Here is a 21,964-nt window from a genome sequence, read left to right as displayed (position 1 = left end):
CACGCAGGATAAGGCACTATGGGGGTGACAATTCAAGGAGGTTTGTAGTGTACAAGGCGCTTCTCCTGTCCACTGTGATTTTGAACACAGGCGCAATGGTGACGGCGGCTGGCCAGAGCGACAAGCCGCGATCAAGCGTGGACAATCCTATGTGGCCCGCTTCACTGAAATGGGACTGCAAGACCGCTGCCAAAATCGTGTGTGAGCGTGATGGCAGTTGCTCAATGGCTGAGGACCACACTGGATTTGTGCTGAACTACGGCAGCAACGAAGCTGAGTTCCCGGCCAGCAATGTCAGGATCAAGCGCCACTATCAGCAGACCGTGCAGGCAAGTCCTTTGCAGCAGGAAGTTAAAGTCGAACTGGCCGACAATCGCGTTCTTTGGCTGACGGCTGTGGATGCCAGCCGAACTTATTCAGAAGCATGGGTCGGCGCACTGAGCGAGTTGAAGGGTGGCGCGGTACTGATGGTATCTGAGGGAGTCTATTGCATGCCGCACAAGTGAGTGGGCCGGAAAGCCACCGGCGGCGCCGACTGACCTCCGTAGCCCCCGCACCCTGCTATACAAAGTTGGGGTGAACCACCAAAAGGTCGCGCATAACGACAGCATCGCCACACTCTGAAGACGATGGTAATGCTGCGGACAAACGTATGTCCTTGAAGACATGCGGAGGGGGAATGCCATGGCAACTTATTTTAACGAGTATTTTGGCGTGAGTCGCGATCACGTCGACGACTACGGCGCGTTTAACGTCTCGATAATCAACGACCTGCCGCTTTTCATCGACCCTTTCCTGCTTTTTCACAGCTCCGAAGCCTGCTACCAAGCGCTCCATGCTGACATCCTGAAGTATATCAAGTTTCTGCGCGACGCTGTGATCGCCGGTAGAATCAATAAGGACCTGATAGCAGCGTGGTTCTTCTTTTCGGAGGTGAGGCAAAACTGGCTTGGCTTCTCGCTTGTCGGCAACGGCGGCTCCGGGCTCGGCGAGGGGTTCGCGAACGCCCTCAGCGGCAACTTGGCTGACCTGTTCGCGGACTTCGGCGAGGAGAAAATCACGAAGGGAAGCCACGTCGAGAAGGTCTGCCTCGTCCAGGGCGGCGTGGGGCGCGACAATATCAGTGACTTCACCACCAACCTGATCAAGGACTTCCTCTGCAGATACACGGAGGCCTTCGCCCTAGCGCACATAGACGCCGGTCTGCGAAGGAAGGTGTGGGTCGACAAGGCGCGCTTTAGCTACGAGACCAACGCGTGGGAGCGCCGGCAGTACGAGCTGCCTTGGCTTGCGCGGGACCAGGACTTCGTACTGCTGACCCCAAAGGACATCCTGACCCGCGACGAGAACTGGATCAACCGCACAGACATGATCCGGGACTTCGAAAACATCCCGACCGCGATCGCCGACAACGAGCTCAGGGGGCAGGTCTTCGCCTATTTCGAAACCGTGATGGCCAGACATAAGGACCGGGAGCCTAGCCAGCGAGAGCGTGATGAGGCGGCCGTGAAGACCATCATCAAGTTCCCGGCGCTGGTCGACTACTACATCAAGACCAAGGAGCAGAACGGCGACGAGGCCGTCGACATCAGCACCGAGCGCGTGCTGCTCACGCGCCAGATCTTCGAGGAACAGGTTCGCCTCCTGCAGAGGGACCTCGCGAACTTTACGCCGTTCTACTCGATTGCGGGAAGCACCTACGAGGAGACACACCAACGTCTGGCGTACCTGAAGGACGTCATTGAGAACAAGGGTGGACACCGCATCTTCTGGCACGCCGGGAAGGCCATCCAGCGTGAGAGCGACCTCCACGTACTGGCAAGGCTGGTATGGTTTGGGTCGCCCTCCGACGTGGGCGCCGAGGCGAACGACGGCCGCGGGCCGGTCGACTACAAGATTACGCGGGGCGCCTTCGACAAGACCCTGATCGAGATGAAGCTCGCGAAGAACACATCGCTGAAGCGGAATCTGGAGAAGCAGCTCCCAATCTACCAAGCGGCAAGCGACGCCAAGGAGGGGATCAAGGCCATCATCTACTTCAGCCTAGAGGAGAAGATCAGGGTCGATGCCATACTGGACGAGCTCCAGCTGGCGGGCCACAAGGATGTCGTCTTGATAGACGCCAGGGCCGACAACAAGCCCTCTGGATCGAAGGCCTAGCCTCATGGCCAGCCCAATCATGGAAGCTCTCAAGCAGTTTGCGGCAGCGGAGGCGAACCTCGCCAAGGCGGAGAAGCTGTGGGAAGAGCTGCAGGAACTGTTCCCCGGCGGCATCAGCGTAGGCGAGACCCCGGAGTATGAGGACCGCAGCCGTTCGTTCTCGATCCTGATAGGCGCCCTGCCAAGGATCGACGGGTGGCTGCCTGAAGTCTCCCCGCCGGACTGGGACGCAATTGTCAGCACACGATTCGACTTCCTGGACCTGGGCGACCCGATGGCGGAGGCTCAGTTCGAGGCGTCGGTCTGGGAGTCGGGCCGCGGGCTACGCGAGTACAGGTTTAGGTTAAACCAGAAGCGTCGCGAGCTGATCCGGGACGCCTTGGTGGCCGTAATCGACAAGTTCGACATCGACCTCCGCGCCGTCCGCCAGGAAGTCGGCGACCCGGAGCCGAGTAAAGCAATGCCGAAACACCTCTGGAAGCCTCTGCGCGACCATGCAGACGAAATCGAGGTTCTGCTGGGGGGCAGTGTTCAAAGGCCGTCGGGATGGGGGAACCTGCGTCGACACCTCGGGTTCGGGCAAGCGTCTGATTTGTATGACATCGAGAACCACGACTGGCCAAACGTCAGGGCAGAGTTGAGGAAGGGACTGTATGGCGTCAACGAGCCCGTACCTGTCGAGGCAGTGGATCTGGCGGACCTAGTTGCATCGAAGCCCCGAGGGCCAATCACGATCGCGCTGGACTGGAAAAAGCTTGACGACGACGGTTTCGAGCGCCTGATATTTGCCCTTATCAGCCATGAGGTCGGATATGAAAACCCCGAGTGGCTCATGAAGACCCGGGCGCCTGACCGAGGGCGCGACCTCTCCGTGACCCGGGTCACCACGGACCCGCTGTCAGGGACGCGCCGGCAGCGAATAGTGATCCAATGCAAGCATTGGCTGTCGAAGAGCCTTTCGTTGCCGGACGTCGTCGGGGCGCGAGAGCAGACCAGGCTGTGGGAGAACCCGCGCGTGGACGTCCTGATCATCGCGACGACGGGACGCTTCACAGCCGACGCCGTGCAGTGGGTAGAGAAGCAGAACATGGACGGCTCGCTTCCCCTGATAGAGATGTGGCCCGACAGTCACCTCGAGAGATTGCTTGCTGCTCGTCCTGCCCTGATTGCCGAATTCCGGCTTAGATAGGATTTGACCAAGTTGACCACGAGAGTTTTTGAATGGCCAGGGGCGACCTCGACATCCTCGTTGCCTGACACCATGGCCGAGCTCAGGCTGGGAATATGCATCGCAGGACACGGTGAAGTGGGACAAGCTCGTTGAAGGGTATCGAACTGAACGGAGAGCTCCGGCGTGTCCTCAGCAAACGGAAGGATGGGCCGCGGCCGGATTCAGACAAGCGCTCAAGGACCCTTGGTCGACGTGTTCTGAGGCCATTGCATAGACATCGATTCCGCGAAGTCTCATAACGGACGCCGGTCAGGGCAAACGGCACGATTCGACAGTAACTCCGGCCACGCAGCCGAAATAAACTCACCTGCAAAGCGAGTTTTATGGACCTAGGCTTAGGGCTGTGAAATAATTTTCCAATGTAGGCAAGGTATATAAAATACCGACACTATATAACTAGGCATGGCGGAGAGCCTTGACTGACTTACTATGGCAACAACGCAAGTATATCGTGATTAAAGTCGCATAATCTATCTTATGGAACTTAGAGGCAGTTCCAAATCTGTTGCAGTTTGGCGTCTGTCTGGTCGACGCATTCGCTGCCTTTTTTCCGGAAGGAAACTGCTTCCACAATGCCATTGATAGCGTTGAATTAGGTGTTTGTGGGCCGCGAAGCGGAGCTCCTCAATAGAGGAGCGTAGCGGCCCGTCACCCGCTCGGATTTGTACAGGCCCCCCGCCTTCAGGCCGGCCAGTTCGTTCGAGAGATGGGAAATGAAAGCGTCGGTCATCGGCAGACTCAAGGCAGCACAGCCCTCCCGCACTGGGGAGGAACGCTCGACAATATATCGCCGTACTATGCGTAATTTACCGCGGTCGACCATGCCGGATCGGCATGCTTCTCCCAATACAGGTCGGTCAGCTGGCGTGTTAGAGCGCCAACCTTGCCGTTGCCTAGAACCGTCTCGTCAATCTTGGACACCGGCATGATCCCGCCCGCTGTAGACGTGATGAAAACCTCATCGGCGCCCTTCAATTCGTCGCGATCAATGTCGCCGGCGCTGACGGAGAGGCCCAATTCATCGCATAGGTCGAATACGGTCTGCCGGGTAATGCCGGCAAGAACGCCATAAGCCGGGGTCTTCAAGCGGCCGTCCTTGACGGTGAAAACGTTGAAGCCAGGCCCTTCGGCAATGTTGTCATTGATGTCGACGATCAATGCCGTTTCGGCACCGTAGTCGTACGCGTCGAACAGTCCTTTCACCAGATCGAGCCAGTGATAGTTCTTGATGGTCGGATCGATCGACTTGGGCGGGATCCGAACGGTGTTGCTGATTGCGACATGCAGGCCGCGCTCCAGCTGCTCCTTGCTGGCAACCGACCCGAAAGGCACCGCGAATGCGATGAACCTGTTCTCCGACTGGCGTGGGTCACGGCTAAAGGTGGGCGAGCCACCTCGCGTGCAGACCATTTCCACATACGCCGACTTGTGCCCGGATAGCGCCACGCAGGTAGACAGGATTTTCTCGATCTCACTACGGTCGTAGGGAACCTTCATGCGGAGCTTTTCCATCCCGCGGAAGAACCGGTCCAGGTGCAGGTCCAGCCTGAAGAACCTTCCGTCCCATAGATGAACGGTATCGTAGGTGGCATCGGAATGCAAAAAACCCCAGTCCAGGACGGACACTTTGGCTTCGGACATCGGCAGGTACTGACCATCCATGAAGGCTATGCCATGAGGATAATGTCGTAGATCCCGGTGCCGTTGCTCTATGGCTGGGAGAGCCGTTGCAGGTTCGGCTGCAGCAATTGTCATTCCCTAGTTCTCCAATCTTGCAATCCCGCACAAGCGGTCACGAATCGCCGCCGCGAAACTGCCCCAGCGGCTCCGAAACGGCAGCACACCGCGCGTGCCCGCCTTTGGGTACGGCCGCCGATACAATTAAATCGCAGACTTCGATGGATTGATTGCGATCAAAGTGGCGCCTCCGCCGCAATGAACGCTTCAAAAACGGGATCGAAGTGAGGGAAACGTTAAAGGGCTACACTAGCACCCGTGGCTCAAACTTCACCCGATCTAGGGCAATCATGCTCTTGAATTTGCGGACATTGGGATTTGTGTAGAGTTTGGTCTTTACAAAAACGTCGAAGGCCTCGACGTCCTCCACCGCTACAATAAGAACGAAGTCGGCATCGCCTGTGACCATATAGCATTGAGTGACTTCTTTTGCCGCCCTCATAGCCCGCTTGAAGTCGTCAACAAGGTCTAAACGCTCACGATCGAGTTCCACTGTCACGACCACGGTCAGCGACTTCCCGAGCGCCTTGGCGTCGACTAAGGAGATATCAGCGGTGATGATTCCGTCTGCGCGGAGCTTATTGACACGGCGCATGCATGAAGCGGCAGACGAACCCACGAGGTCCGCAAGCTCGGAGAACGACAGCCTGTTGTTCCTTTGAAGGGCGCCGAGTATCCGCCGGTCAAGATCATCTATCATACCAAAACCCTAGATGCGAAACCCCGATGTGGCGTTATCGATTCGAAACGGCCGTTGCAAGATCGGACGCTCAATGAAATGCTAGCTCAATCCTAGGGTGCTATCATTGCAATCCTCGCGGAAACGCGGCCATTTCTTTTCACTGCAAATTTTGCCCAAACTATTCCAAACGCTTGCGGCAAATTTCTGCACATGATGCCAACCACTTGACCCTGCGACGGACGTAAGACGTCGATGAATGGATTCAGTAGCACTCAGTCGAAGAGTTTTATCACCTGGCCGACGAAGTCACAGTCTGGCGCAGGCATCTTCATCAAAACCCAGAGCTGGATTTCGCTGTGCATGAAACGGCTCGGTTCGTTGTGGACAAACTAGCGTCCTTTGGAATGTCAGGAAAACCATTGTTTCGAGGATCTGTGGAACACCATCGAGACCGGATGGCCGGAAAACGGTGCGGGCGCTCGCGGCACGCCGCCTGTCGGCCGCCATCTCCTTCAACGTGCTCGGCATGCAAACGATCTTGCGCGCGCGTGTTCCGGCGACGCGCGATCGGCACGCGCTGATGATCGAGGCCAAAATTCGCTGCGAGCACAAGATCGGCGAAGAACTCGGCGTCCTTCCTCCGCCGCTCGAGCGCCGTGCCGATAGGCGTCAACCCTGCTGGCAATGAAAGGTGAGTTCAAGGATTTCGGCGACCTCTGTTTCCGCCTCGGCTTCGAGGTGCTCCACAACAGGACAAGCACGCCTTTCCTCACATCGGACAATCCGGTCTGCAGCTACGATCCGCGTCAGCTCGGCCCTTTTGCTCAGCCTCGCTAACGCGACCCGATTGCCTACGGAGATTGCCGAAGGCTATCGGGTGTTTCTGCGCGATCCCGCCAATCGCGCTTTGCTCAGGTTGCTGGAGGCAGAGACCGGAGATCAAGCCTGGTGGTCCGACGCAACGGAGCTACGCCAGCCGGCATCCAACGCCGGTGAATATATTGCCGGCGAGCCGTCGCATGTCTGACGCTTCGCAGAATTGGTGACTGAACTGCCCACGCTGCCTAGCTGTATCGCGTGAGCAGAAGACAGAGGTTGTATAGCGTGAATCTGCCGAACTTGCGAAAACGCGCTTGCCCAGAGCCTGTTCGAGCGCTGCGCGGAGCCGCTACCGAAATTCCATAATCCGTTCATCGGCGCGCCTATGACTGGCAGACGTTGCTTACAGGCGTATTTGCTCTTGTCGGCGCGTACTTATTGTGGGTTCAAATCCAGCGTCAAAGACGCCAGTTGCGATTTGAGAGCGAATGGATCGCGCTCAAACGCAAACGTGAGAACCTGGCGGCCCGCATCGGGTTTCCACACGCGCTCGCAGAGCTCAGCAGATATTGGGCTGCCTCGTTCGAGTCCTCGCGCAGCCTGGTCGCAGCGTCGCGTGCCTCCGCAATCTCTGGAGAATCATTTGGAGTCGCCTATATTTTCCTGGTCGTATATCCTAGTCAGCGCGACCGGCGAAGTTCGGCCAAGCGATCGGCCAAATCGACCTACCGATCGCTATCAATGCGCTAAGCATAGCGAATATCGGCCATCATCGGCATCGGCATTGGCGTCGTCGATCAACCGTCTCGGTGAAGCTGAGGTAGCGCTAAACATCGGCCAAATGATCGGCCAGTTATGGGCGCTCAGCTAAAATTTCTGTTGACATATACGTACTTAGCGCGATCTAACATCGGCCAATTATGGAAGAGACCGTACAGCGCATCGAGCCGGCGCGCCTGGAAGACGTTGCGGAGCCTATCTCCGACGCGCTGGCTGAGCTGTCAGCAAGCTCGGCGGTTCTCGGCGCCAAGCTGCATCCGCGCACGGCCGCGAACCTGGCGGATCTCGTGCGCATCATGAACACCTATTACAGCAACCTGATCGAGGGCCACAACACGCGCCCCCGCGACATCGAACGCGCCCTCGCGGGCGAATTCGACAAAGACCAGGAACGACGCAACCTGCAGGTGGAAGCCGCGGCCCATGTTCGACTGCAGGGGGAAATCGATCGCCTGGCCGCAGAGGGTCAGCTCCCAGAACCGGCTTCGCTTGATTTTTTGCGCTGGCTGCATGCGGAATTCTACCGTGACGCCGATGAGGCGATGTTGCGCATTCGCGGCGCAGACAGAGAATTCTTGATGGTTCCGGGTCGGTGGCGATCACAGCCCGAACATGATGTCACTGTCGGCCGCCACCAGCCGCCGTCAAGCGATCGCGTCGAAGCGTTCATGGAGCATTTCGCTAGCCGGTACCGCTTCCAACGTACGGGCAAAGCGGCTAGGATATTGGCGATTCCGGTCGCGCATCATCGGTTCAATTACATTCATCCCTTCCCTGACGGCAATGGACGCGTCAGCCGCTTGATGAGTCACGCCATGGCCCATGAGGCAGGAATTGCCGCGCACGGGCTGTGGTCGATTTCCCGAGGCCTGGCGCGGGGTCTGGAAAGCCGCGGCGACTATAAACGCATGATGGATCACGCCGACATGCCACGCCAAGGCGATCGCGACGGCCGCGGTAATCTTTCTATGCGGGCGCTGGCGGATTTTACCTTATGGTTTCTACGCGTATGCATCGATCAGGTCAGTTTCATGTCCAGCCTGTTCGATTTGAACCAACTTGCCCGGCGTCTGCAGCGGTTCGTTCAACGCTACGACCTGAAGCCAGAAGCTTTCCGGCTGCTCGAGGAGGCGCTTCTGCGCGGCGAGTTCGATCGCGGTGAGGCCTCACGTATCGCTGGCTTGCCGGAACGTACGGCCCGCCGCGTGTTTACCGAGGTGCTCGAGCTTGGCCTGCTTGCGTCCGATACCCCGAAAGGACCGGTATCGCTACGCTTCCCAGTCGACACGTTGGACGAACTGTTTCCTAAGCTATTTCCGGAAACTTAGCGTTGCATAACTGCGCCTATAGTGTTGCCGATGCCCTTGTCACTCCAGCGAGTCCAGCCGCGGCTCGGGCGCTCGGTGAGTTCGTGGTCCGCAAGCTTAAACCTCCGTTCGATTGGGCGCAGGATGGATAGATATTGGGAACCGAAACAATCCGCAGAAATATTTTGGTACCTATGTTGGTTAGCGCTGCCGCTGCGCAAATCACAACTATTTGGAAACAAAGCGAAATCTTCTCGGATCGGATTCCGCCTCTGAGGGCGAAACACGTCTCCGCCGCAACGAGCGGCAAGACACGCGTTAGGAGCCGGACTTGATTGTAGTAAGGGCTGGCCGCGCCCACATCTCCTCCGGGACCGTTATGCGGTATTTTGTATCGAGTCTGCCGCCTCCGACCAGCACTCTGTTGCCCCTGCCAAGGCCAAGCTCGTCGAGCGCTTCGGGTTTGGGGAGCTTCTTCAGCCATGCGTAGGAATGGCGCTCGGCCATCCAATAGAACAGTCTGCATAATTTGACGCTCGTGCATTTGCGCAAGAGTTGCTCCATGCGCCTTGGCGAGAGCGTCGTCATACCCTGTAGAAGCTGGTCGGCATGCTCGAAGGAGATGGCGCCACCAGTCGGCGAAATGGCCGTCGCCGCAATAGCAGGCCGAATGGTACTCGACGATGTCGCCGGTGAACATGACGTTGGCGTCGGGCACGAAGGCGACGATGTCGCCTGCCGTATGCGCGCGACCAAGGAATTCAAGGTCCACCCGCCGTTTGCCCATATAGAGCGTTAACCGGTCGTTGAAGGTCAGCGTTGGCCAGGTCAGGCCGGGGATCGACTCGTGGCCCTGGAAGAGGCGCGGAAACCGGCCGAACTCGGAGTTCCAGTCCTCAGGCCCGCGCTCGGCGACCATGGCGCGCGCCTTCTCCGACATGATCGTCTGCTGCGCGCCATAGGCCGAAGCGCCGAGAACCCGCACAGCGTGATAGTGCGTCAGCACGACATAGTTGATCGGCTTGTCGGTGAGGGTCCTGACCTTCTCGATCACCTTGCCGGCCAGCCGCGGCGTGGCCTGGGCGTCGATCACCATCACCGATTTGTCGCCGATGATGACACCAGTGTTCGGGTCGCCCTCGGCGGTGAAGGCCCACAGGTCGCGGCCGATCTCGGTGAAGGAGATCTTTTTCTCTGCCACATCTCCGACAGATGCGAATTGCTTGGCCATGGTCTCAGGCTTCCTTGTTGTGTTGCGTCACCGTCTGCTCAATCGCGCCGAAGATCGAGTCGCCGGCCTTGTCTCTCATCTCGATGCGGACCGTGTCGCCGAATCGCATGAAAGGTGCCTTTGCCGCACCCTGCTCGATAGTCTCGATCATGCGGATCTCGGCAATGCAGGAATAGCGGACGCCGCCTTAACAGACAGGTTTGCCCGCCCATCGCCGAGCTTGTTCTTCTGGGCGGCGGCGGCTCGATCCTTGCCGCGCCGCTCCTGCTTTACGTCGTCGGCGTTTCCATCCTCCATATCGCCATCGGCACCAGCGCACTTGCCGTTTCGGCCAACGCGATTTCCAACTTCGCCGGCCATGCTACTGCTAGACCGCCGTGGTCGTGCGGGTCCTTTACGGTCCTTGCAACCGGCATGCCAACAGAGGTTTTGCGGACCTTCCTTGAAAGACGGGAAAACATGGGCACGGCCCCGCCCACGTCGGTTTTCGAACAAACGTGTCTTAGCCGCACACGGCTGAACTGTAAGACAGTCGTCGAATAGGTGAGAATAGACGACCGTCTGCTCTACAGATCACGCCTGAGTACATGAGGCCGTCTAATTACCCTGTTAGCCGAGGCGCCCGCCGCCACGTGCGGGCGATGCCGGCATCAACCGGCGGGCAGATGCGCCGAGGGCAACAAGCGCGCCTGAAGCCAGATCAGCCGAGCCGGTGCAGAAGCAGGCGACGGCCAACTGGCGGATGACGATCTCGAAATGCGCGACAACCGCCTCGGTGGACACCGTCGCCGCGCGCGGCACGCCGGCCGCCTGCCCGGCGATGTCCGCGCCCAGGCGGATGGCCTTGGCCACATCGACGCCGTCGCGGATCCCGCCCGACGCGATCAGCTTCACAGTTGGCAGTGCCCGACGTAACCGTCTGCACGCGGCTTGAATCAGCGTTCCGGCCGCTCGTTCCGGTCAATGAGGATACGCTCGGCCGCTCCGTCGAGATCCTCGTATTGACCAGACCTCAAGGCCCACAGGAAGCCAGACAGTCCAAGCCCGCCCGCCAACAGAGCAACAGGTATGAGATAAACCAGGATTGTCATGAGGGTTGCGCCAATGTGCCAGTGTGGGGGCGCCTGTCTGGCGGAGCAGTTCTCCTTGGCTCGTCTGGCACAAAACTTTGCAGCCTCGATGCATTGCCAATGACAAGCAGTGATGAGGCCGACATCGCGATCGCGGCGATCAACGGCGTGACATGCCCCAGAATGGCGATCGGCACGGCAACAGCGTTGTAGATGATCGCGATGGCTATGTTCTGGCAGATCAGCCGCCCTGCCTTCCGCGAGACGTCCAGCGCAAGGGGTACTGCCGAAAGGCTTTCACGCAGGAACACGAAATCGGCGGCGTTGCGGCCGATATCGGCGGCGGTGGCTGGAGCGATCGAGACGTGCGCCGCGCCCAGCGCTGGCGTGTCGTTGAGCCCGTCGCCCACCATCAGGACCTTGTGGCCGGCCTTGGTCAGCACTTCGATCCGCTCAGCCTTCTCGGACGGCAGCAGCGCCGAAACAAAACGGTCGATGCCCAATATTCTTGCGACATCGCCACAAGCGTCCGGGGTATCGCCCGACAGCATTTCGACCGACACGCCGGCATCCTTCAATTGTCCGACCGCCGCCTTGGCGTCGGCGCGCGTAGCGTCCTCGAACGTGAAGGAGGCGACGATCCTCCCATTCTTCGAAAGCACCGTCCCGCCATAGCCGCCATACTTGCCTTCGCCACCGGTCCGGGCTTTCCATCCGGCCCAGCCGCGCCGGCCAAGACGCCAGGTGCTGTCCGCGGTCGTGGCTTCGATGCCGAGACCCGGGTGCTCGCTGACGGCTTCCAGCTTCGGCTGGCCGGCAAAACCCGCGAATGCGGCGATGGCCTTCGAGAACGGGTGACGGGAGTGCGCCGCCATGTCGGCTGCGATCGCCAGCATCGCCAGCATCGCCGGATCGATGGTCGACGCGTTGACCAGCCTGGGCTGTCCGAGCGTCAGTGTGCCGGTCTTGTCGAACACCGCCGTATCAATCGCGGCCAGGCGTTCCATGGCCGAACCGTCCTTGACCATGATGCCGTTTTCGAACAGGCGCCGCGCCGCCACCACCTGCACGATCGGCACGGCGAGGCCGAGCGCGCACGGGCATGTGATGATGAGAACGGCGATCGCGATCGTCACTGCCCGGTGCCAGTCGCCGGTTACCGCCATCCAGCCAAGGAACGTCACGAAGGCGGTGAGATGGACCACCGGCGCATAGAGCGCCGAGACACGGTCGGCGATCCGCCGATAGTGCGCACGACCACCTTCGGCGGCTTCCATCAGCCGGACCATTTCCGCCAGGAAGGAGTCCTTTGCCGCAGCGGTCGCTTCGATGGTCAGGGGGCCGGTAAGGTTGAGCGTGCCGGCCTGAACCTGTTGCCCGGACGTCACGGTTTTTGGTGTGCTCTCGCCAGAAACCAGCGAGCAGTCGAGATCCGACGCGCCCCGAATGATCCGGCCGTCGACAGGGACCCTTTCGCCTGCGGCGACCAGAAGGTGCATGCCCGGTTCGATCTCGCCAACCGGCAGGTAGTCGCGCGCGCCATCGCCGCGCAGCACCATGGCGCCACGTGCGGCCAACTGGGACAGGCCTTTCACGGCGGTCCGTGCCCGTTCGCGCATGACGTGATCCAGGGTGCGGCCGATCAACAGGAAAAACAGCAACGAAACCGAGGCGTCGAAATAGGCGTGATCGCCATGATTGATCGTCTCGTAGAGGCTCATGGCATAAGCGAGCGACACCCCAACCGCGATCGGCACGTCCATGTTCATGCGGCCGTGGCGCAGTGCATTCCAGGCCGAGCGGAAGAAGATGCCGCCGGCAAAGGTGAGCGCCGGGATGGCGATCAATGCAGAGACCCAGTGAAACAGGTCGCGGGTAGCACCTTCGGCGCCGGACCAGACCGAGACCGAAAGCAGCATGATGTTGCCCGCGGCAAAGCCGGCAACGGCGACGGCGCGGATCAGTTCCGAGAGCGTCTTGTCCTTGCCGGCAGCCTCTGGATCGAACAGGTGCGCGTCATAGCCCAGCCGTCCAAGCGCGGCGACGAATGATGGAACCTCCTCGCCGCGCCACCGGACCGACACCCGTTTCGTCGACAAGTTGACACGCGCGTCTTCGACATTGTCGAGCTTTGCCAGCGCCGTCTCGATCGCCTGGATGCAGGCTGCGCAATGAACCGTCGGTACTGAAAGGTCGGTCTGGCGAAGACCATCGCCAACCAAGCGGCTCGCCAACCTGATCTCCTGGCCAGATGGCAGGACCGATGTGGTACCGGTCAGATCCATTGCCTGTTCCGCGCCGGGTGCACAGCAGCTCATTGCAGCGCTCCTTGCGAAATCATGATCCTGCGGACGTCGCGATAGGGTTGCGCCAGGCCGGCATCGGCGTCGACTTCGACGATCCAGACGCCGTCCTTCGGCATGTGCCGCGCCGCGAATTCCTCGCCGGAGGCGAGGGCGAGCGTAACGGACTTGTCCTCTTTCTCGTATGCGGGATGGCGAAACAGCACCTTGACGCCATGCAAGGGGACCGGCTTGCCGGTGGTATCGCTCAAGCTGTAGCGGACCTCACCCCGAGCGATCGTCAGTTTGCCGGTCCAGCCGAGTGCCGCCTGCGCGCGCCCTTCCTCGGCCTTTTTGTTGAATTGCTGGCTGGCCACATAGGTGTTCTCGACGACAAGGCCGGTCCAGCTCGTGCTGGCGAGTGTCGCCATCGTGAGATTGACCGCGATGATCACGCCGAAAAAGCCGAGAATGGTGAGCAGCATGTGCCTGCCGGTGAACTCACGCGCCTTTTGCGTATTGGTGCTCATCTGGCGATCTCCGGGGCGTTGAAGGTGGCGGTGTATTCGTCCGATTCGAAGCTCGCTCTGTCCTCGACGCGGAACTTGAAGGTTTGTGCAGCGTGCCGAACCTCACCCGCTGGCTGGCGCACGAAGACCTTCAGCATGTTCAGCCGGTCGGGTTCGACCGCGATGGCGAAGAAGCGAGCTGCCGGCAGATCACTGCCGACGACGCTCATTTCGGCTCCCTGCAAGCCCTGCATCGTGACGACGATCGTCCTTGGCTCGGGGATCATGTTAAGCAGCTTGACGGTGTAACCGTTGCGGATCGAGCCGTCGGACAGGGTCACGAATTGCGGATTGCGGTCGTGCAGGACGTTGATCTCGAGTCGGTCGCGCGTCAGCAGCGAATAGATCAAGGCAAGCCCGACCGCCGTCCACGCGCCCATGTAGAAGAAGGTCCTCGGCCGGAAGATCTTGCGAATATGGAAATGCGCCAACCTGGCGGAGAATGTGCTGTCGGCCGTTCTGACGAGTGAAGGTTTCACGGGACCGGAGCCGCCTGCGGTCGCCACCGCCATGTTGGCGTTGTAGTCGGACAGCGTCGCATAGGAGATCAGCCCGCGCTCCTTGCCGAGCTTGTTCATGACGCCGTCGCAGGCATCAAGGCACAGCGCGCAAGTGATGCATTCGAGTTGCTGGCCGTCGCGAATGTCGATCCCCATCGGGCAGACTGCGACACAGGCATTGCAGTCGACGCAGTCACCGACCGGCTGCCCCGCAGCCTGGACCTTCTTGGCGTGCCGCGAACGAGGTTCGCCACGCCAGTCATTGTAGGTCACAGTGAGCGAATTCTCGTCGAGCATGGCAGCCTGGATGCGCGGCCACGGGCACATGTAGGTGCAGACTTGCTCGCGCATCAGCCCGCCGAACGTGTAGGTGGTCGCCGTCAGCACCGCGATGGTGACGTAGGCGACCGAAGCGGCGGTGCCGTTGAATACGTCGCCGATCAGCGTCGGCGCATCGGCGAAATAGAGGATCCAGGCGCCGCCGGTAGCTGCCGCTATGACCAGCCAGATGGCGTGTTTCGACACACGCAGCACCAGTTTGCGCGCGGTCCATCGGCCGGCGTCGAGCTTCATGCGAGCGTTGCGATCGCCTTCGATCGCCCGCTCGACAACTAGGAAAAGATCGACCCATACCGTCTGCGGGCAGGTATAGCCGCACCAGGCGCGGCCGACGGTGGACGTGATCAGGAAGAGGCCGATGCCGGCCATCATCAGAAGGCCGGCGACATAGTAGAATTCCTGCGGCCATATCTCGATGAAGAAGACGTAGAAACGGCGGTTGGCAAGATCGATCAGCACGGCCTGATCAGGAGCAAACGGACCTCGATCCCAGCGCAACCAGGGCATCAGATAATAGATGCCCAGCGTGATCGCCATCACCAGCCATTTGAAGCGGCGAAAGCTGCCCGAGGCGCGTTTAGGGAAGATTTTCTTGCGCGGAGCATAGAGCGGCTGTCGTGTCTTGGCGGAGTTGACCGCTTTTGCCTCGAGCCGCTCCATCTGCGTTTTATCCAGCACGTGCATCTCCACTCGCGCGCGGCCTATGACATCGTTGTGCGACGGACTTGTCTGCTTCGACAGACGTCCGGTCTGCAGTGAGCCCGCTTCGCCGTGTGGGCCGCGCCGCCTTGCTGCAGGTCAATCGCCGCATGCCGGAATGGTGTCGGGGCCCGACTCGTGCCGGGCCCCGTCGCTTGGCGGGGAGGGCCGAGAATAGGCTTCCGTTCCTATTCTCCGCCGCCAAGCGAATGGACATAAACCGCAAGTTCCTTAACCTTGGTCTCGCCGAGACGCCCGATCCAGGCCGGCATGACACCGTGCTTCGGCGCGCGGACTTGGACGGCGATGGCTGTCTCGCCGGGTGCGTAGAGCCAGATCGCATCGGTCAGATTGGGCGCGCCGAGCTCTTTGTTGCCTTTCGCATTATCGCCATGACAGGCGACGCAGTTTTCCGCGAATACCTTGGCGCCGGGCTCGATAAGACTTGCATCCTGGACCTTGCCCGAGAGGCTGGCGACATAGGCGCCGACCTGTGCGATCTGTTCGGGCGTGATGATGTCACCGAAGGGGGGCATTTCCGACTGCCGAGTATCCGGGTCGGATGCGAAACGGATGCCGTGCGCGATCGTTTGCTGGATCTGCTCGGTCGTGCCGCCCCACAGCCAGTCATCGTCGTTCAGGTTTGGAAAGCCCTTCGACCCTTGGGCGCCCGAGCCGTGGCATTGCACGCAATTGACCTTGAAGGTAGCTCCGCCGGCCGCTACCGCGAATTCACGCAGCGCGTCGTCGGCTGCAATCTCGGATACGGTCTTCTGCTGGATGGCCGCGACATATTTGCCCTTGGCGGCTTCGGCAGCCGCCAGCTCAATCTTGACAGCGTTGCGGCTGGAATAGCCAAGCACACCCTTGGTCGCGGAAGACAGCATCGGCCAAGCCGGATACGCAATTGTATAAGCCACCGCCCAAGCGACGGTGATGTAGAAGGTTATCACCCACCATCGGGGCAATGGGTTGTTGAGCTCCCTTATCCCGTCCCATTCATGACCGGTCGTTGAGATGCCCGAGACTTCGTCGATATGCTCGCTGCTCATGATCAGTCGTCCTTGAGTGGAATCTGGGCGGCTTGATCGGCCTGTGTTTTGCCGCCGGGACGCAAGGCAAAGGCAATGCAGCCGACGAAGAAGAGCGCCATGGCAAGCAGACCCCAGCTGTCCGCGAATTCCCGCATCAAATTATAGCTCATTGCGTCCCCCTCAGCGGTAGCCGGCTGCATCGTCATAGGTCTTGAAATCGACCAGTGTTCCCAGCATTTGCAGATAGGCGACGAGGGCATCCATCTCGGTCACCTGCTGCGGATTGCCGTCCAGATCACCGACTTTGGCTTTCGGATAGCGTTTCTCGACGCCGGAGGCATCGGCATTCGGGTCGGCCTGGACCATCAGATCGGCATTGGCGTGCGCGATCATCTCATCGGAGTACGGGACGCCAACACGCGCGTTCGCAACCAGATGCGTCGAGAAGTCCTTCACCTCGATCGGCGCGTCCTTCAGGAAGGCATAGCGAGGCATGATAGATTCCGGCACCACCGAACGTGGATCCATAAGGTGCTGAACGTGCCATTCGTTGGAATAGCGGTTGCCGACTCGAGCAAGGTCAGGGCCGGTGCGCTTCGAGCCCCACTGGAAGGGGTGGTCGTACATGGACTCGGCGGCCAGGCTGTAGTGGCCGTAGCGCTCGACCTCGTCCCGGAAAGGCCTGATCATCTGGCTGTGGCAGAGGTAGCAGCCCTCGCGCACATAGATGTTGCGTCCGGCGAGTTCCAGTGGCGAGTAGGGCCGCATGCCTTCGACTTTCTCGATCGTGTTGTCGAGATAGAAAAGCGGCGCAATCTCGACGATGCCGCCGACGGTCACGACAAGAAGAGAGCCAACGAGAAGAAGCGTGGCGTTCTTCTCGATGATCGCGTGTTTGTCCATCAAGCCCATTGTCTGGCTCCCTATTCGGCAGGCCGGAGGGCGGGCTCGGAACCTGGCATTGGTTGCTCTTCGCGCTGGTGGCCAAGAATGGTCATGGTCACGTTCCAGGCCATGAGCAGGGCGCCGGTGAGGTACATCGCACCGCCGATGGCACGCATGACGTAGAAGGGATGCATGGCGGCGACGGTTTCGGCGAAGGAGTAGACGAGGAAACCCTGCTCGTCGTACTCGCGCCACATCAGGCCCTGCATGATGCCGGAAACCCACATCACCGCGGCGTAGACGACGATTCCGAGCGTCGCCAGCCAGAAGTGCCAGGTGACGAGCCGCAGCGAATAGAGACGTTCACGGTTCCACAGTTTCGGCACCATGTAGTAGATTGCGCCGAACGAGATCATGCCAACCCAGCCGAGCGCGCCGGAATGGACATGGCCGATGGTCCAGTCCGTGTAGTGCGACAGCGAATTGACCGTTCTGATCGACATAATCGGACCTTCGAAGGTCGACATGCCGTAGAAGGCGACTGCCATCACCATCATGCGGATGATCGGATCGGTGCGCAGCTTGTCCCAGGCGCCAGACAGCGTCATCAGGCCATTGATCATACCGCCCCATGACGGCATCCACAGCATGATCGAGAACGCCATGCCGAGCGTCTGCGCCCAGTCGGGTAAGGCGGTGTAATGCAGGTGATGCGGGCCGGCCCAGATGTAGAGAAAGATGATCGCCCAGAAGTGGACGATCGACAGGCGGTAGGAATAGACCGGCCGGTTCGCCTGCTTTGGCACGAAATAATACATCATGCCGAGGAACCCGGCGGTGAGGAAGAAACCGACGGCGTTGTGGCCATACCACCATTGCGTCAAGGCGTCCTGGACGCCGGAGAAGGCGGAGTAGCTCTTCGAGCCGAGGAAGGAGGCCGGCATCGACAGATTGTTGACCACATGCAGCATCGCGATTGTCACGATGAAGGACAGGTAGAACCAGTTGGCGACGTAGATATGCGGTTCCTTGCGCTTCAGGATCGTGCCGAGGAACAGGATGAGATAGGCGACCCAGACGATGGTCAGCCAGAGATCCACATACCATTCGGGTTCGGCGTATTCGCGGGCTTCGGTGATGCCGAGCAGGTAGCCGGTCGCGGCCATGACGATGAACAGCTGGTAACCCCAGAACACAAACCAGGCCAGTTTGCCGCCAAACAGCCGGGCGCGGCACGTGCGCTGCACGACATAGAGAGACGTGCAAAGCAAAGCGTTGCCGCCGAAGGCGAAGACGACGCCGGATGTGTGCAGCGGCCGCAAACGGCCGAAATTGAACCAGGGTTGGATATTGAGGTGAGGGTATGCCAGCTGCAGGGCAATGATCACACCGACGAGCATGCCGACGACGCCCCAGAATACCGTTGCAATGGCTCCGTAGCGGATCGGGCCATCCATGTAGGCGGAGGTGTCGATCGGAGCCGCCGGCTTGAAATCTGTGTTGCGCAGCAGGATCGCGGTAAAGCCAGCCACGGCGAAGAACAAAACCCCCATATGCTGGCGAAAAGGTCCTTCTACGCCGAAGCCGGCAGCCACCAGGGCCGCAAAAGCAAACAGGCTTAGAACGACGATCTCCGTGCCGAATTTCATGACATGTCCCCGACCAGGATTCCAATGCGCGGACGCCAAATCCGCGGTGCATTAATTCCGTAGTTGCCGCCTGCTCGCCCTGATCCATGTCAGAGCCGCACGATTTTGCTTCGGGCAGCATCGAGTTCGGGGCAATCAGAAGGTGGCGATTTGAACAAGGAAACGCAGCACGGGCCAACCCGCTCATGGACAAGTGCGGCTTTCTCGCGCCAGGCCGGCACAGAGGCGATTCCGGGCGAGGTCATGAAGCTTGCCCATCGGGAAAAGCTGGAGCTCTGCTTCTCGCTGGAAAGCATTGCCGATGCACTGCCGAACGTCGACCGCCTCAAATGTCTTGGAACGGCCAAGAAGATCGTTCCGCTGCTCCGTGACATTCATGGGTTTGAGGAGAGGGTGATTTTCCCTGCGTATGAGGCGCACTTGACTCCGGCCGAGGCCAAACTTGCCTCTACCAGCCGGTTGCGCATCGAGCACCTTGAGGATCAATGCTTCGCTGGCGAGGTGGCCGAAACGCTCCTAGCGATCGGTCATGGTGATCCGATAGAGAGCGCGGAAGCTGTCGGATTCATGCTACGCGGCTTCTTCGAAGGCTTGCGGCGACACATCGCTTTCGAACGCGAGCATGTCCTGCCGCGGATCGTAATAAGCGACGAGGGCCCCGACGCTTAGGTCTCATTCAAAGGCCGGTTGCCGCGCGCCTCGGCCGCCGCAGCGCTGCTCCAGCCGGCTCATGCTGTCGACCGTTACATGGCGTTTGTTCTCGATCCGGATCACGCCGTCAGCCCGCAATCGCGTAAGCTGGCGGCTCACGGTCTCGTTCGTCAGTCCAAGGAAATCAGAGATGTCGGCACGTGTCAGCGGCAGATCGAAGCATGCCGACCCAGCCGCCGGGTCGATACTGGAATCCATATTCCGGGCGATCATGAGGAGAAAGCTCGCCACCTTCTCCGGTGCGGTCTTGCGCCCGAGAGTCACCATCCATTCAAGTGCCTCGTCGAGTTCGTCCAGCGTCTGCTTGAGCAGGCGATGCTCGAGTCCCGGTGATTCCTTCATTATCCGTTCAACGGCCGCCTTCGGAAACGAGCACAGCGAGACGGAGGTTGCCGCTTCCACATTGATCGTGCTTTTCACCTTGAAGGGCCGTCCCAGAAAATCCGGTGCGAACCGAAGACCGACAATCTGCTGGCGGCCGTCCGAAAGGCACTTCGTCAGCTTCACAACGCCTGAAAGCAAGTTTGAATAGCTGTCGACGGCCTCGGCGTCGGCGATCAGTTCGACCCCCGGCTCGAGCTTGTGCCGCGACGAAGTTTTGGCGAGCCCAACCAAATGGTTTGGATCGAGCGCACCGCAGACGCCGCGATGTCGTGCTGCGCAAGACAGGCAAAGAACGGGAATGCCGGAACTGTGAATGTCTTGCCGTACTGTCATTACGCTCGCGCTACCGATCCCAAGTTTCGGCAGGATAGCAAGCGATGGCAGAGAAATCCTTGCGGCAGTTTGTCCGTGCTGGAGGCTGACCGAAATCAGGGCTTTGGCTCTTCGACGCGTCCAGACTTCCGGCGAGGCAAAAACGGCGGACCACCAAATGAGACCGGAATTAGCTGCCAGGCTTGGCGAGAACGTCCCGCGTTATACCAGTTACCCGACCGCGCCGCATTTCCATCCTGGCGTCGACGCTGATGTCTATCGAAGCTGGTTGAAGGCGCTCGAAAGCGGTGACGAGGTCTCGCTCTACCTGCACATCCCTTATTGCGACCGGCTGTGCTGGTTCTGTGCGTGCCATACAAAGCAGACCCGCCGCTACGAGCCGGTGGCTTCGTATCTCCGCTCGCTTCACGCGGAGATCGCGACTGTCGCCGGTCTTGTCGGCGGCAAGGCCCATGTCCGCGCCGTGCATTTCGGCGGCGGCTCGCCGACCATGCTGAAGCCCGAGGATATGATAGCCTTGGGAACTGTCCTGCGGGATAGCTTCGATTTTCTTGCCGATGCGAAGATCAGCGTCGAAATCGAACCCAACGACATGGACGAAGCCCGCCTTGATACACTTGCCGAGATCGGCATGGCGCGGGCAAGCCTCGGCGTTCAGGATTTCGATCCGAAGGTGCAGAAGGCGATCAACCGCGAGCAGAGCTTTTTGCAGACCAAGGCGGTTGTCGACGGCATTCGCTCTCGCGGCGTAGGGTCCGTGAACCTCGATTTGCTTTACGGCCTGCCGCATCAGACCAGGGAGAGCGTCTGTTCCACCGTGGCGCAGGCGCTGACTCTGGAGCCGGACCGGATGGCGCTGTTCGGCTACGCGCATGTGCCCTGGTTCAAGAAGCATCAGACTATGATCGACGAGGCATGGTTGCCGGGTCCGGCCGAACGGTTCGCTCAGTGGCAAATTGCCGCCCGTCTGATCATGGGCGCCGGATACGAGGCGATTGGAATAGACCATTTCGCCAAGCCGGATGATGCGCTTGCAGTCTCGGCTCGCGCGGGAACAATCCGCCGCAATTTCCAGGGCTACACCGAGGATCGCTGCGAAACACTGATCGGGCTCGGGCCGTCATCGATCAGCCGGTTTCGACAGGGCTATTCGCAGAACATGCCGTCGACAGCCGAATATGGACGCATGGTCGAGGGGGGACATCTGGCCACGGTCCGCGGCATCGCGTTTTCCGAAGATGACCGTGTTCGCGGCTGGATCATCGAGCGCTTGATGTGCGATTTCGGCTTTTCAGCAGCCGAACTGGTGGAACGCTTCGGGGAAGCCGGACAAAAGCTTCTTTTCCAAGCAAGCTCCATCGCCATTGGCGACCCTGCTCGACCGCTTGAACTCCAAGGTGACAGTTACGTCGTATCGGCGGAAAGTCGTCCCTTTGTAAGGAGCATTGCAGCGAAGTTCGACAAATATTTCGAAAGTGGAACGGCCAGGCACTCAGTGGCAGTCTGAGTGCCACAGACGAACGTCACCGTCTTCAGTCGATCGCGAACCTCCTCAAAATCGC

Annotated in this window: 21 protein-coding genes and 3 pseudogenes; 8 read left to right on the top strand and 16 right to left on the bottom strand. The window is 59.9% G+C overall.

Translation table 11 applies throughout. The features are described 5' to 3' along the window. The first annotated feature begins 47 nt into the window (after positions 1-47). The 3 genes from AC1D1L_RS26340 to AC1D1L_RS26330 all read left to right on the top strand — a co-directional run bounded on the left by AC1D1L_RS26340 (position 48) and on the right by AC1D1L_RS26330 (position 3,349). Positions 48-506, top strand: a complete 459-nt coding sequence (locus AC1D1L_RS26340) for a hypothetical protein (protein ID WP_477344250.1) — start codon at positions 48-50, stop codon at positions 504-506. Positions 507-684: 178 nt separating this feature from the next. Further along, positions 685-2,160, top strand: a complete 1,476-nt coding sequence (locus tag AC1D1L_RS26335; RefSeq protein WP_477344249.1) for a hypothetical protein — start codon at positions 685-687, stop codon at positions 2,158-2,160. A 19-nt stretch (positions 2,161-2,179) separates the two neighbouring features. Continuing rightward, positions 2,180-3,349 (top strand): restriction endonuclease, encoded by a 1,170-nt coding sequence (locus tag AC1D1L_RS26330; RefSeq protein WP_477344248.1) that lies wholly within the window; start codon positions 2,180-2,182, stop codon positions 3,347-3,349. A gap of 837 nt (positions 3,350-4,186) precedes the next feature. Here the strand turns inward: AC1D1L_RS26330 and AC1D1L_RS26325 are convergent. Together AC1D1L_RS26325 and AC1D1L_RS26320 are read right to left on the bottom strand one after the other, a co-directional pair. Then, on the bottom strand, positions 4,187-5,146 hold the full coding sequence (locus AC1D1L_RS26325; protein ID WP_436175220.1) for an aminotransferase class IV: 960 nt from the start codon (positions 5,144-5,146) through the stop codon (positions 4,187-4,189). Positions 5,147-5,372: 226 nt separating this feature from the next. Continuing rightward, a complete protein-coding gene (locus tag AC1D1L_RS26320) occupies positions 5,373-5,828 on the bottom strand; it encodes an Lrp/AsnC family transcriptional regulator (protein WP_199201326.1) in 456 nt (151 codons plus the stop codon). 451 nt (positions 5,829-6,279) lie between these two features. Between AC1D1L_RS26320 and AC1D1L_RS26315 the strand changes: the two genes are divergently transcribed. The 3 genes from AC1D1L_RS26315 to AC1D1L_RS26305 all read left to right on the top strand — a co-directional run bounded on the left by AC1D1L_RS26315 (position 6,280) and on the right by AC1D1L_RS26305 (position 8,737). Then, positions 6,280-6,498: a hypothetical protein gene (locus AC1D1L_RS26315; protein ID WP_244748511.1), complete on the top strand. Its 219-nt coding sequence runs from the start codon at positions 6,280-6,282 to the stop codon at positions 6,496-6,498. A gap of 159 nt (positions 6,499-6,657) precedes the next feature. Beyond that, entirely contained in the window at positions 6,658-6,837 is a 180-nt protein-coding gene (locus AC1D1L_RS26310) for a hypothetical protein (RefSeq protein ID WP_199201325.1), read from the top strand. Between the two features lie 712 nt (positions 6,838-7,549). Next, positions 7,550-8,737 carry a Fic family protein gene (locus tag AC1D1L_RS26305; protein WP_477344247.1) on the top strand — a complete coding sequence of 396 codons (1,188 nt, stop codon included), beginning with the start codon at positions 7,550-7,552 and terminating at the stop codon, positions 8,735-8,737. A gap of 297 nt (positions 8,738-9,034) precedes the next feature. On the opposite strand, the gene AC1D1L_RS26300 is transcribed toward AC1D1L_RS26305, so the two are convergent. The 13 genes and pseudogenes from AC1D1L_RS26300 to ccoN all read right to left on the bottom strand — a co-directional run bounded on the left by AC1D1L_RS26300 (position 9,035) and on the right by ccoN (position 18,974). Continuing rightward, positions 9,035-9,304 carry a type IV toxin-antitoxin system AbiEi family antitoxin domain-containing protein gene (locus AC1D1L_RS26300; protein ID WP_244748507.1) on the bottom strand — a complete coding sequence of 90 codons (270 nt, stop codon included), beginning with the start codon at positions 9,302-9,304 and terminating at the stop codon, positions 9,035-9,037. 43 nt (positions 9,305-9,347) lie between these two features. Continuing rightward, a pseudogene (locus tag AC1D1L_RS26295) lies at positions 9,348-9,947 on the bottom strand (MBL fold metallo-hydrolase); the annotation flags it as partial. Positions 9,948-9,951: 4 nt separating this feature from the next. Further along, positions 9,952-10,134: pseudogene (locus tag AC1D1L_RS26290) on the bottom strand (fumarylacetoacetate hydrolase family protein); the annotation flags it as partial. Next, positions 10,095-10,307 carry a hypothetical protein gene (locus tag AC1D1L_RS26285; RefSeq protein ID WP_199201601.1) on the bottom strand — a complete coding sequence of 71 codons (213 nt, stop codon included), beginning with the start codon at positions 10,305-10,307 and terminating at the stop codon, positions 10,095-10,097. The gene AC1D1L_RS26285 and the pseudogene AC1D1L_RS26290, both read right to left, overlap by 40 nt. A gap of 290 nt (positions 10,308-10,597) precedes the next feature. Next, positions 10,598-10,862, bottom strand: a pseudogene (locus AC1D1L_RS26280) (alpha-hydroxy-acid oxidizing protein); the annotation flags it as partial. A gap of 20 nt (positions 10,863-10,882) precedes the next feature. Then, positions 10,883-11,038, bottom strand: a complete 156-nt coding sequence (gene ccoS / locus AC1D1L_RS26275) for a cbb3-type cytochrome oxidase assembly protein CcoS (protein ID WP_136622694.1) — start codon at positions 11,036-11,038, stop codon at positions 10,883-10,885. Beyond that, positions 11,035-13,335 carry a cation-translocating P-type ATPase gene (locus AC1D1L_RS26270; RefSeq protein WP_477344246.1) on the bottom strand — a complete coding sequence of 767 codons (2,301 nt, stop codon included), beginning with the start codon at positions 13,333-13,335 and terminating at the stop codon, positions 11,035-11,037. Before AC1D1L_RS26270 ends, ccoS begins: the two co-directional genes overlap by 4 nt. After that, positions 13,332-13,829 carry a FixH family protein gene (locus AC1D1L_RS26265; RefSeq protein WP_477344245.1) on the bottom strand — a complete coding sequence of 166 codons (498 nt, stop codon included), beginning with the start codon at positions 13,827-13,829 and terminating at the stop codon, positions 13,332-13,334. The genes AC1D1L_RS26270 and AC1D1L_RS26265 overlap by 4 nt, the downstream gene beginning before the upstream one ends. Beyond that, positions 13,826-15,391, bottom strand: coding sequence for a cytochrome c oxidase accessory protein CcoG (gene ccoG / locus AC1D1L_RS26260; protein WP_436175218.1), 1,566 nt, complete (start codon positions 15,389-15,391; stop codon positions 13,826-13,828). Before ccoG ends, AC1D1L_RS26265 begins: the two co-directional genes overlap by 4 nt. Before the next feature lie 203 nt (positions 15,392-15,594). Next, positions 15,595-16,458, bottom strand: a complete 864-nt coding sequence (gene ccoP, locus AC1D1L_RS26255; protein WP_019856557.1) for a cytochrome-c oxidase, cbb3-type subunit III — start codon at positions 16,456-16,458, stop codon at positions 15,595-15,597. Positions 16,459-16,460: 2 nt separating this feature from the next. Beyond that, a complete protein-coding gene (locus AC1D1L_RS26250) occupies positions 16,461-16,610 on the bottom strand; it encodes a CcoQ/FixQ family Cbb3-type cytochrome c oxidase assembly chaperone (RefSeq protein ID WP_027033462.1) in 150 nt (49 codons plus the stop codon). A gap of 10 nt (positions 16,611-16,620) precedes the next feature. Beyond that, complete coding sequence (gene ccoO, locus AC1D1L_RS26245) at positions 16,621-17,352, bottom strand: cytochrome-c oxidase, cbb3-type subunit II (RefSeq protein WP_027033461.1); 732 nt, start codon at positions 17,350-17,352, stop codon at positions 16,621-16,623. Between the two features lie 11 nt (positions 17,353-17,363). Beyond that, positions 17,364-18,974, bottom strand: a complete 1,611-nt coding sequence (gene ccoN, locus AC1D1L_RS26240) for a cytochrome-c oxidase, cbb3-type subunit I (RefSeq protein ID WP_199201320.1) — start codon at positions 18,972-18,974, stop codon at positions 17,364-17,366. A gap of 150 nt (positions 18,975-19,124) precedes the next feature. On the opposite strand from ccoN, the gene AC1D1L_RS26235 reads away from it, so the two are divergent. After that, entirely contained in the window at positions 19,125-19,643 is a 519-nt protein-coding gene (locus AC1D1L_RS26235) for a hemerythrin domain-containing protein (RefSeq protein ID WP_006329234.1), read from the top strand. A 3-nt stretch (positions 19,644-19,646) separates the two neighbouring features. Here AC1D1L_RS26235 and AC1D1L_RS26230 read toward each other — a convergent pair whose 3' ends face one another. After that, positions 19,647-20,402: a Crp/Fnr family transcriptional regulator gene (locus AC1D1L_RS26230; RefSeq protein ID WP_136622685.1), complete on the bottom strand. Its 756-nt coding sequence runs from the start codon at positions 20,400-20,402 to the stop codon at positions 19,647-19,649. Between the two features lie 157 nt (positions 20,403-20,559). On the opposite strand from AC1D1L_RS26230, the gene hemN reads away from it, so the two are divergent. Then, complete coding sequence (hemN, locus tag AC1D1L_RS26225) at positions 20,560-21,909, top strand: oxygen-independent coproporphyrinogen III oxidase (protein ID WP_436175217.1); 1,350 nt, start codon at positions 20,560-20,562, stop codon at positions 21,907-21,909. Positions 21,910-21,964: the final 55 nt, after the last annotated feature.

The organism is Mesorhizobium sp. P2_D6, assembly GCF_056404315.1.
The sequence above is the reverse complement of the archived record's forward strand: the minus strand, read 5'-3'. Positions and strand labels throughout refer to the sequence as shown.

Excerpts from the sequence above, each read along its gene's own strand:
- AC1D1L_RS26320 (WP_199201326.1), bottom strand. The coding sequence starts at position 5,828 with ATGATAGATGATCTTGACCGGCGGATACTCGGCGCCCTTCAAAGGAAC.
- ccoG (WP_436175218.1), bottom strand. The coding sequence starts at position 15,391 with ATGCACGTGCTGGATAAAACGCAGATGGAGCGGCTCGAGGCAAAAGCG.
- ccoO (WP_027033461.1), bottom strand. The coding sequence starts at position 17,352 with ATGGGCTTGATGGACAAACACGCGATCATCGAGAAGAACGCCACGCTT.
- AC1D1L_RS26270 (WP_477344246.1), bottom strand. The coding sequence starts at position 13,335 with ATGAGCTGCTGTGCACCCGGCGCGGAACAGGCAATGGATCTGACCGGT.
- AC1D1L_RS26285 (WP_199201601.1), bottom strand. The coding sequence starts at position 10,307 with ATGGCCGGCGAAGTTGGAAATCGCGTTGGCCGAAACGGCAAGTGCGCT.
- AC1D1L_RS26265 (WP_477344245.1), bottom strand. The coding sequence starts at position 13,829 with ATGAGCACCAATACGCAAAAGGCGCGTGAGTTCACCGGCAGGCACATG.
- AC1D1L_RS26250 (WP_027033462.1), bottom strand. The coding sequence starts at position 16,610 with ATGAGCTATAATTTGATGCGGGAATTCGCGGACAGCTGGGGTCTGCTT.
- AC1D1L_RS26335 (WP_477344249.1), top strand. The coding sequence starts at position 685 with ATGGCAACTTATTTTAACGAGTATTTTGGCGTGAGTCGCGATCACGTC.
- AC1D1L_RS26325 (WP_436175220.1), bottom strand. The coding sequence starts at position 5,146 with ATGACAATTGCTGCAGCCGAACCTGCAACGGCTCTCCCAGCCATAGAG.
- ccoN (WP_199201320.1), bottom strand. The coding sequence starts at position 18,974 with ATGAAATTCGGCACGGAGATCGTCGTTCTAAGCCTGTTTGCTTTTGCG.
- AC1D1L_RS26305 (WP_477344247.1), top strand. The coding sequence starts at position 7,550 with ATGGAAGAGACCGTACAGCGCATCGAGCCGGCGCGCCTGGAAGACGTT.
- AC1D1L_RS26230 (WP_136622685.1), bottom strand. The coding sequence starts at position 20,402 with ATGACAGTACGGCAAGACATTCACAGTTCCGGCATTCCCGTTCTTTGC.
- AC1D1L_RS26330 (WP_477344248.1), top strand. The coding sequence starts at position 2,180 with ATGGAAGCTCTCAAGCAGTTTGCGGCAGCGGAGGCGAACCTCGCCAAG.
- ccoP (WP_019856557.1), bottom strand. The coding sequence starts at position 16,458 with ATGAGCAGCGAGCATATCGACGAAGTCTCGGGCATCTCAACGACCGGT.
- ccoS (WP_136622694.1), bottom strand. The coding sequence starts at position 11,038 with ATGACAATCCTGGTTTATCTCATACCTGTTGCTCTGTTGGCGGGCGGG.
- AC1D1L_RS26300 (WP_244748507.1), bottom strand. The coding sequence starts at position 9,304 with ATGACGACGCTCTCGCCAAGGCGCATGGAGCAACTCTTGCGCAAATGC.
- hemN (WP_436175217.1), top strand. The coding sequence starts at position 20,560 with ATGAGACCGGAATTAGCTGCCAGGCTTGGCGAGAACGTCCCGCGTTAT.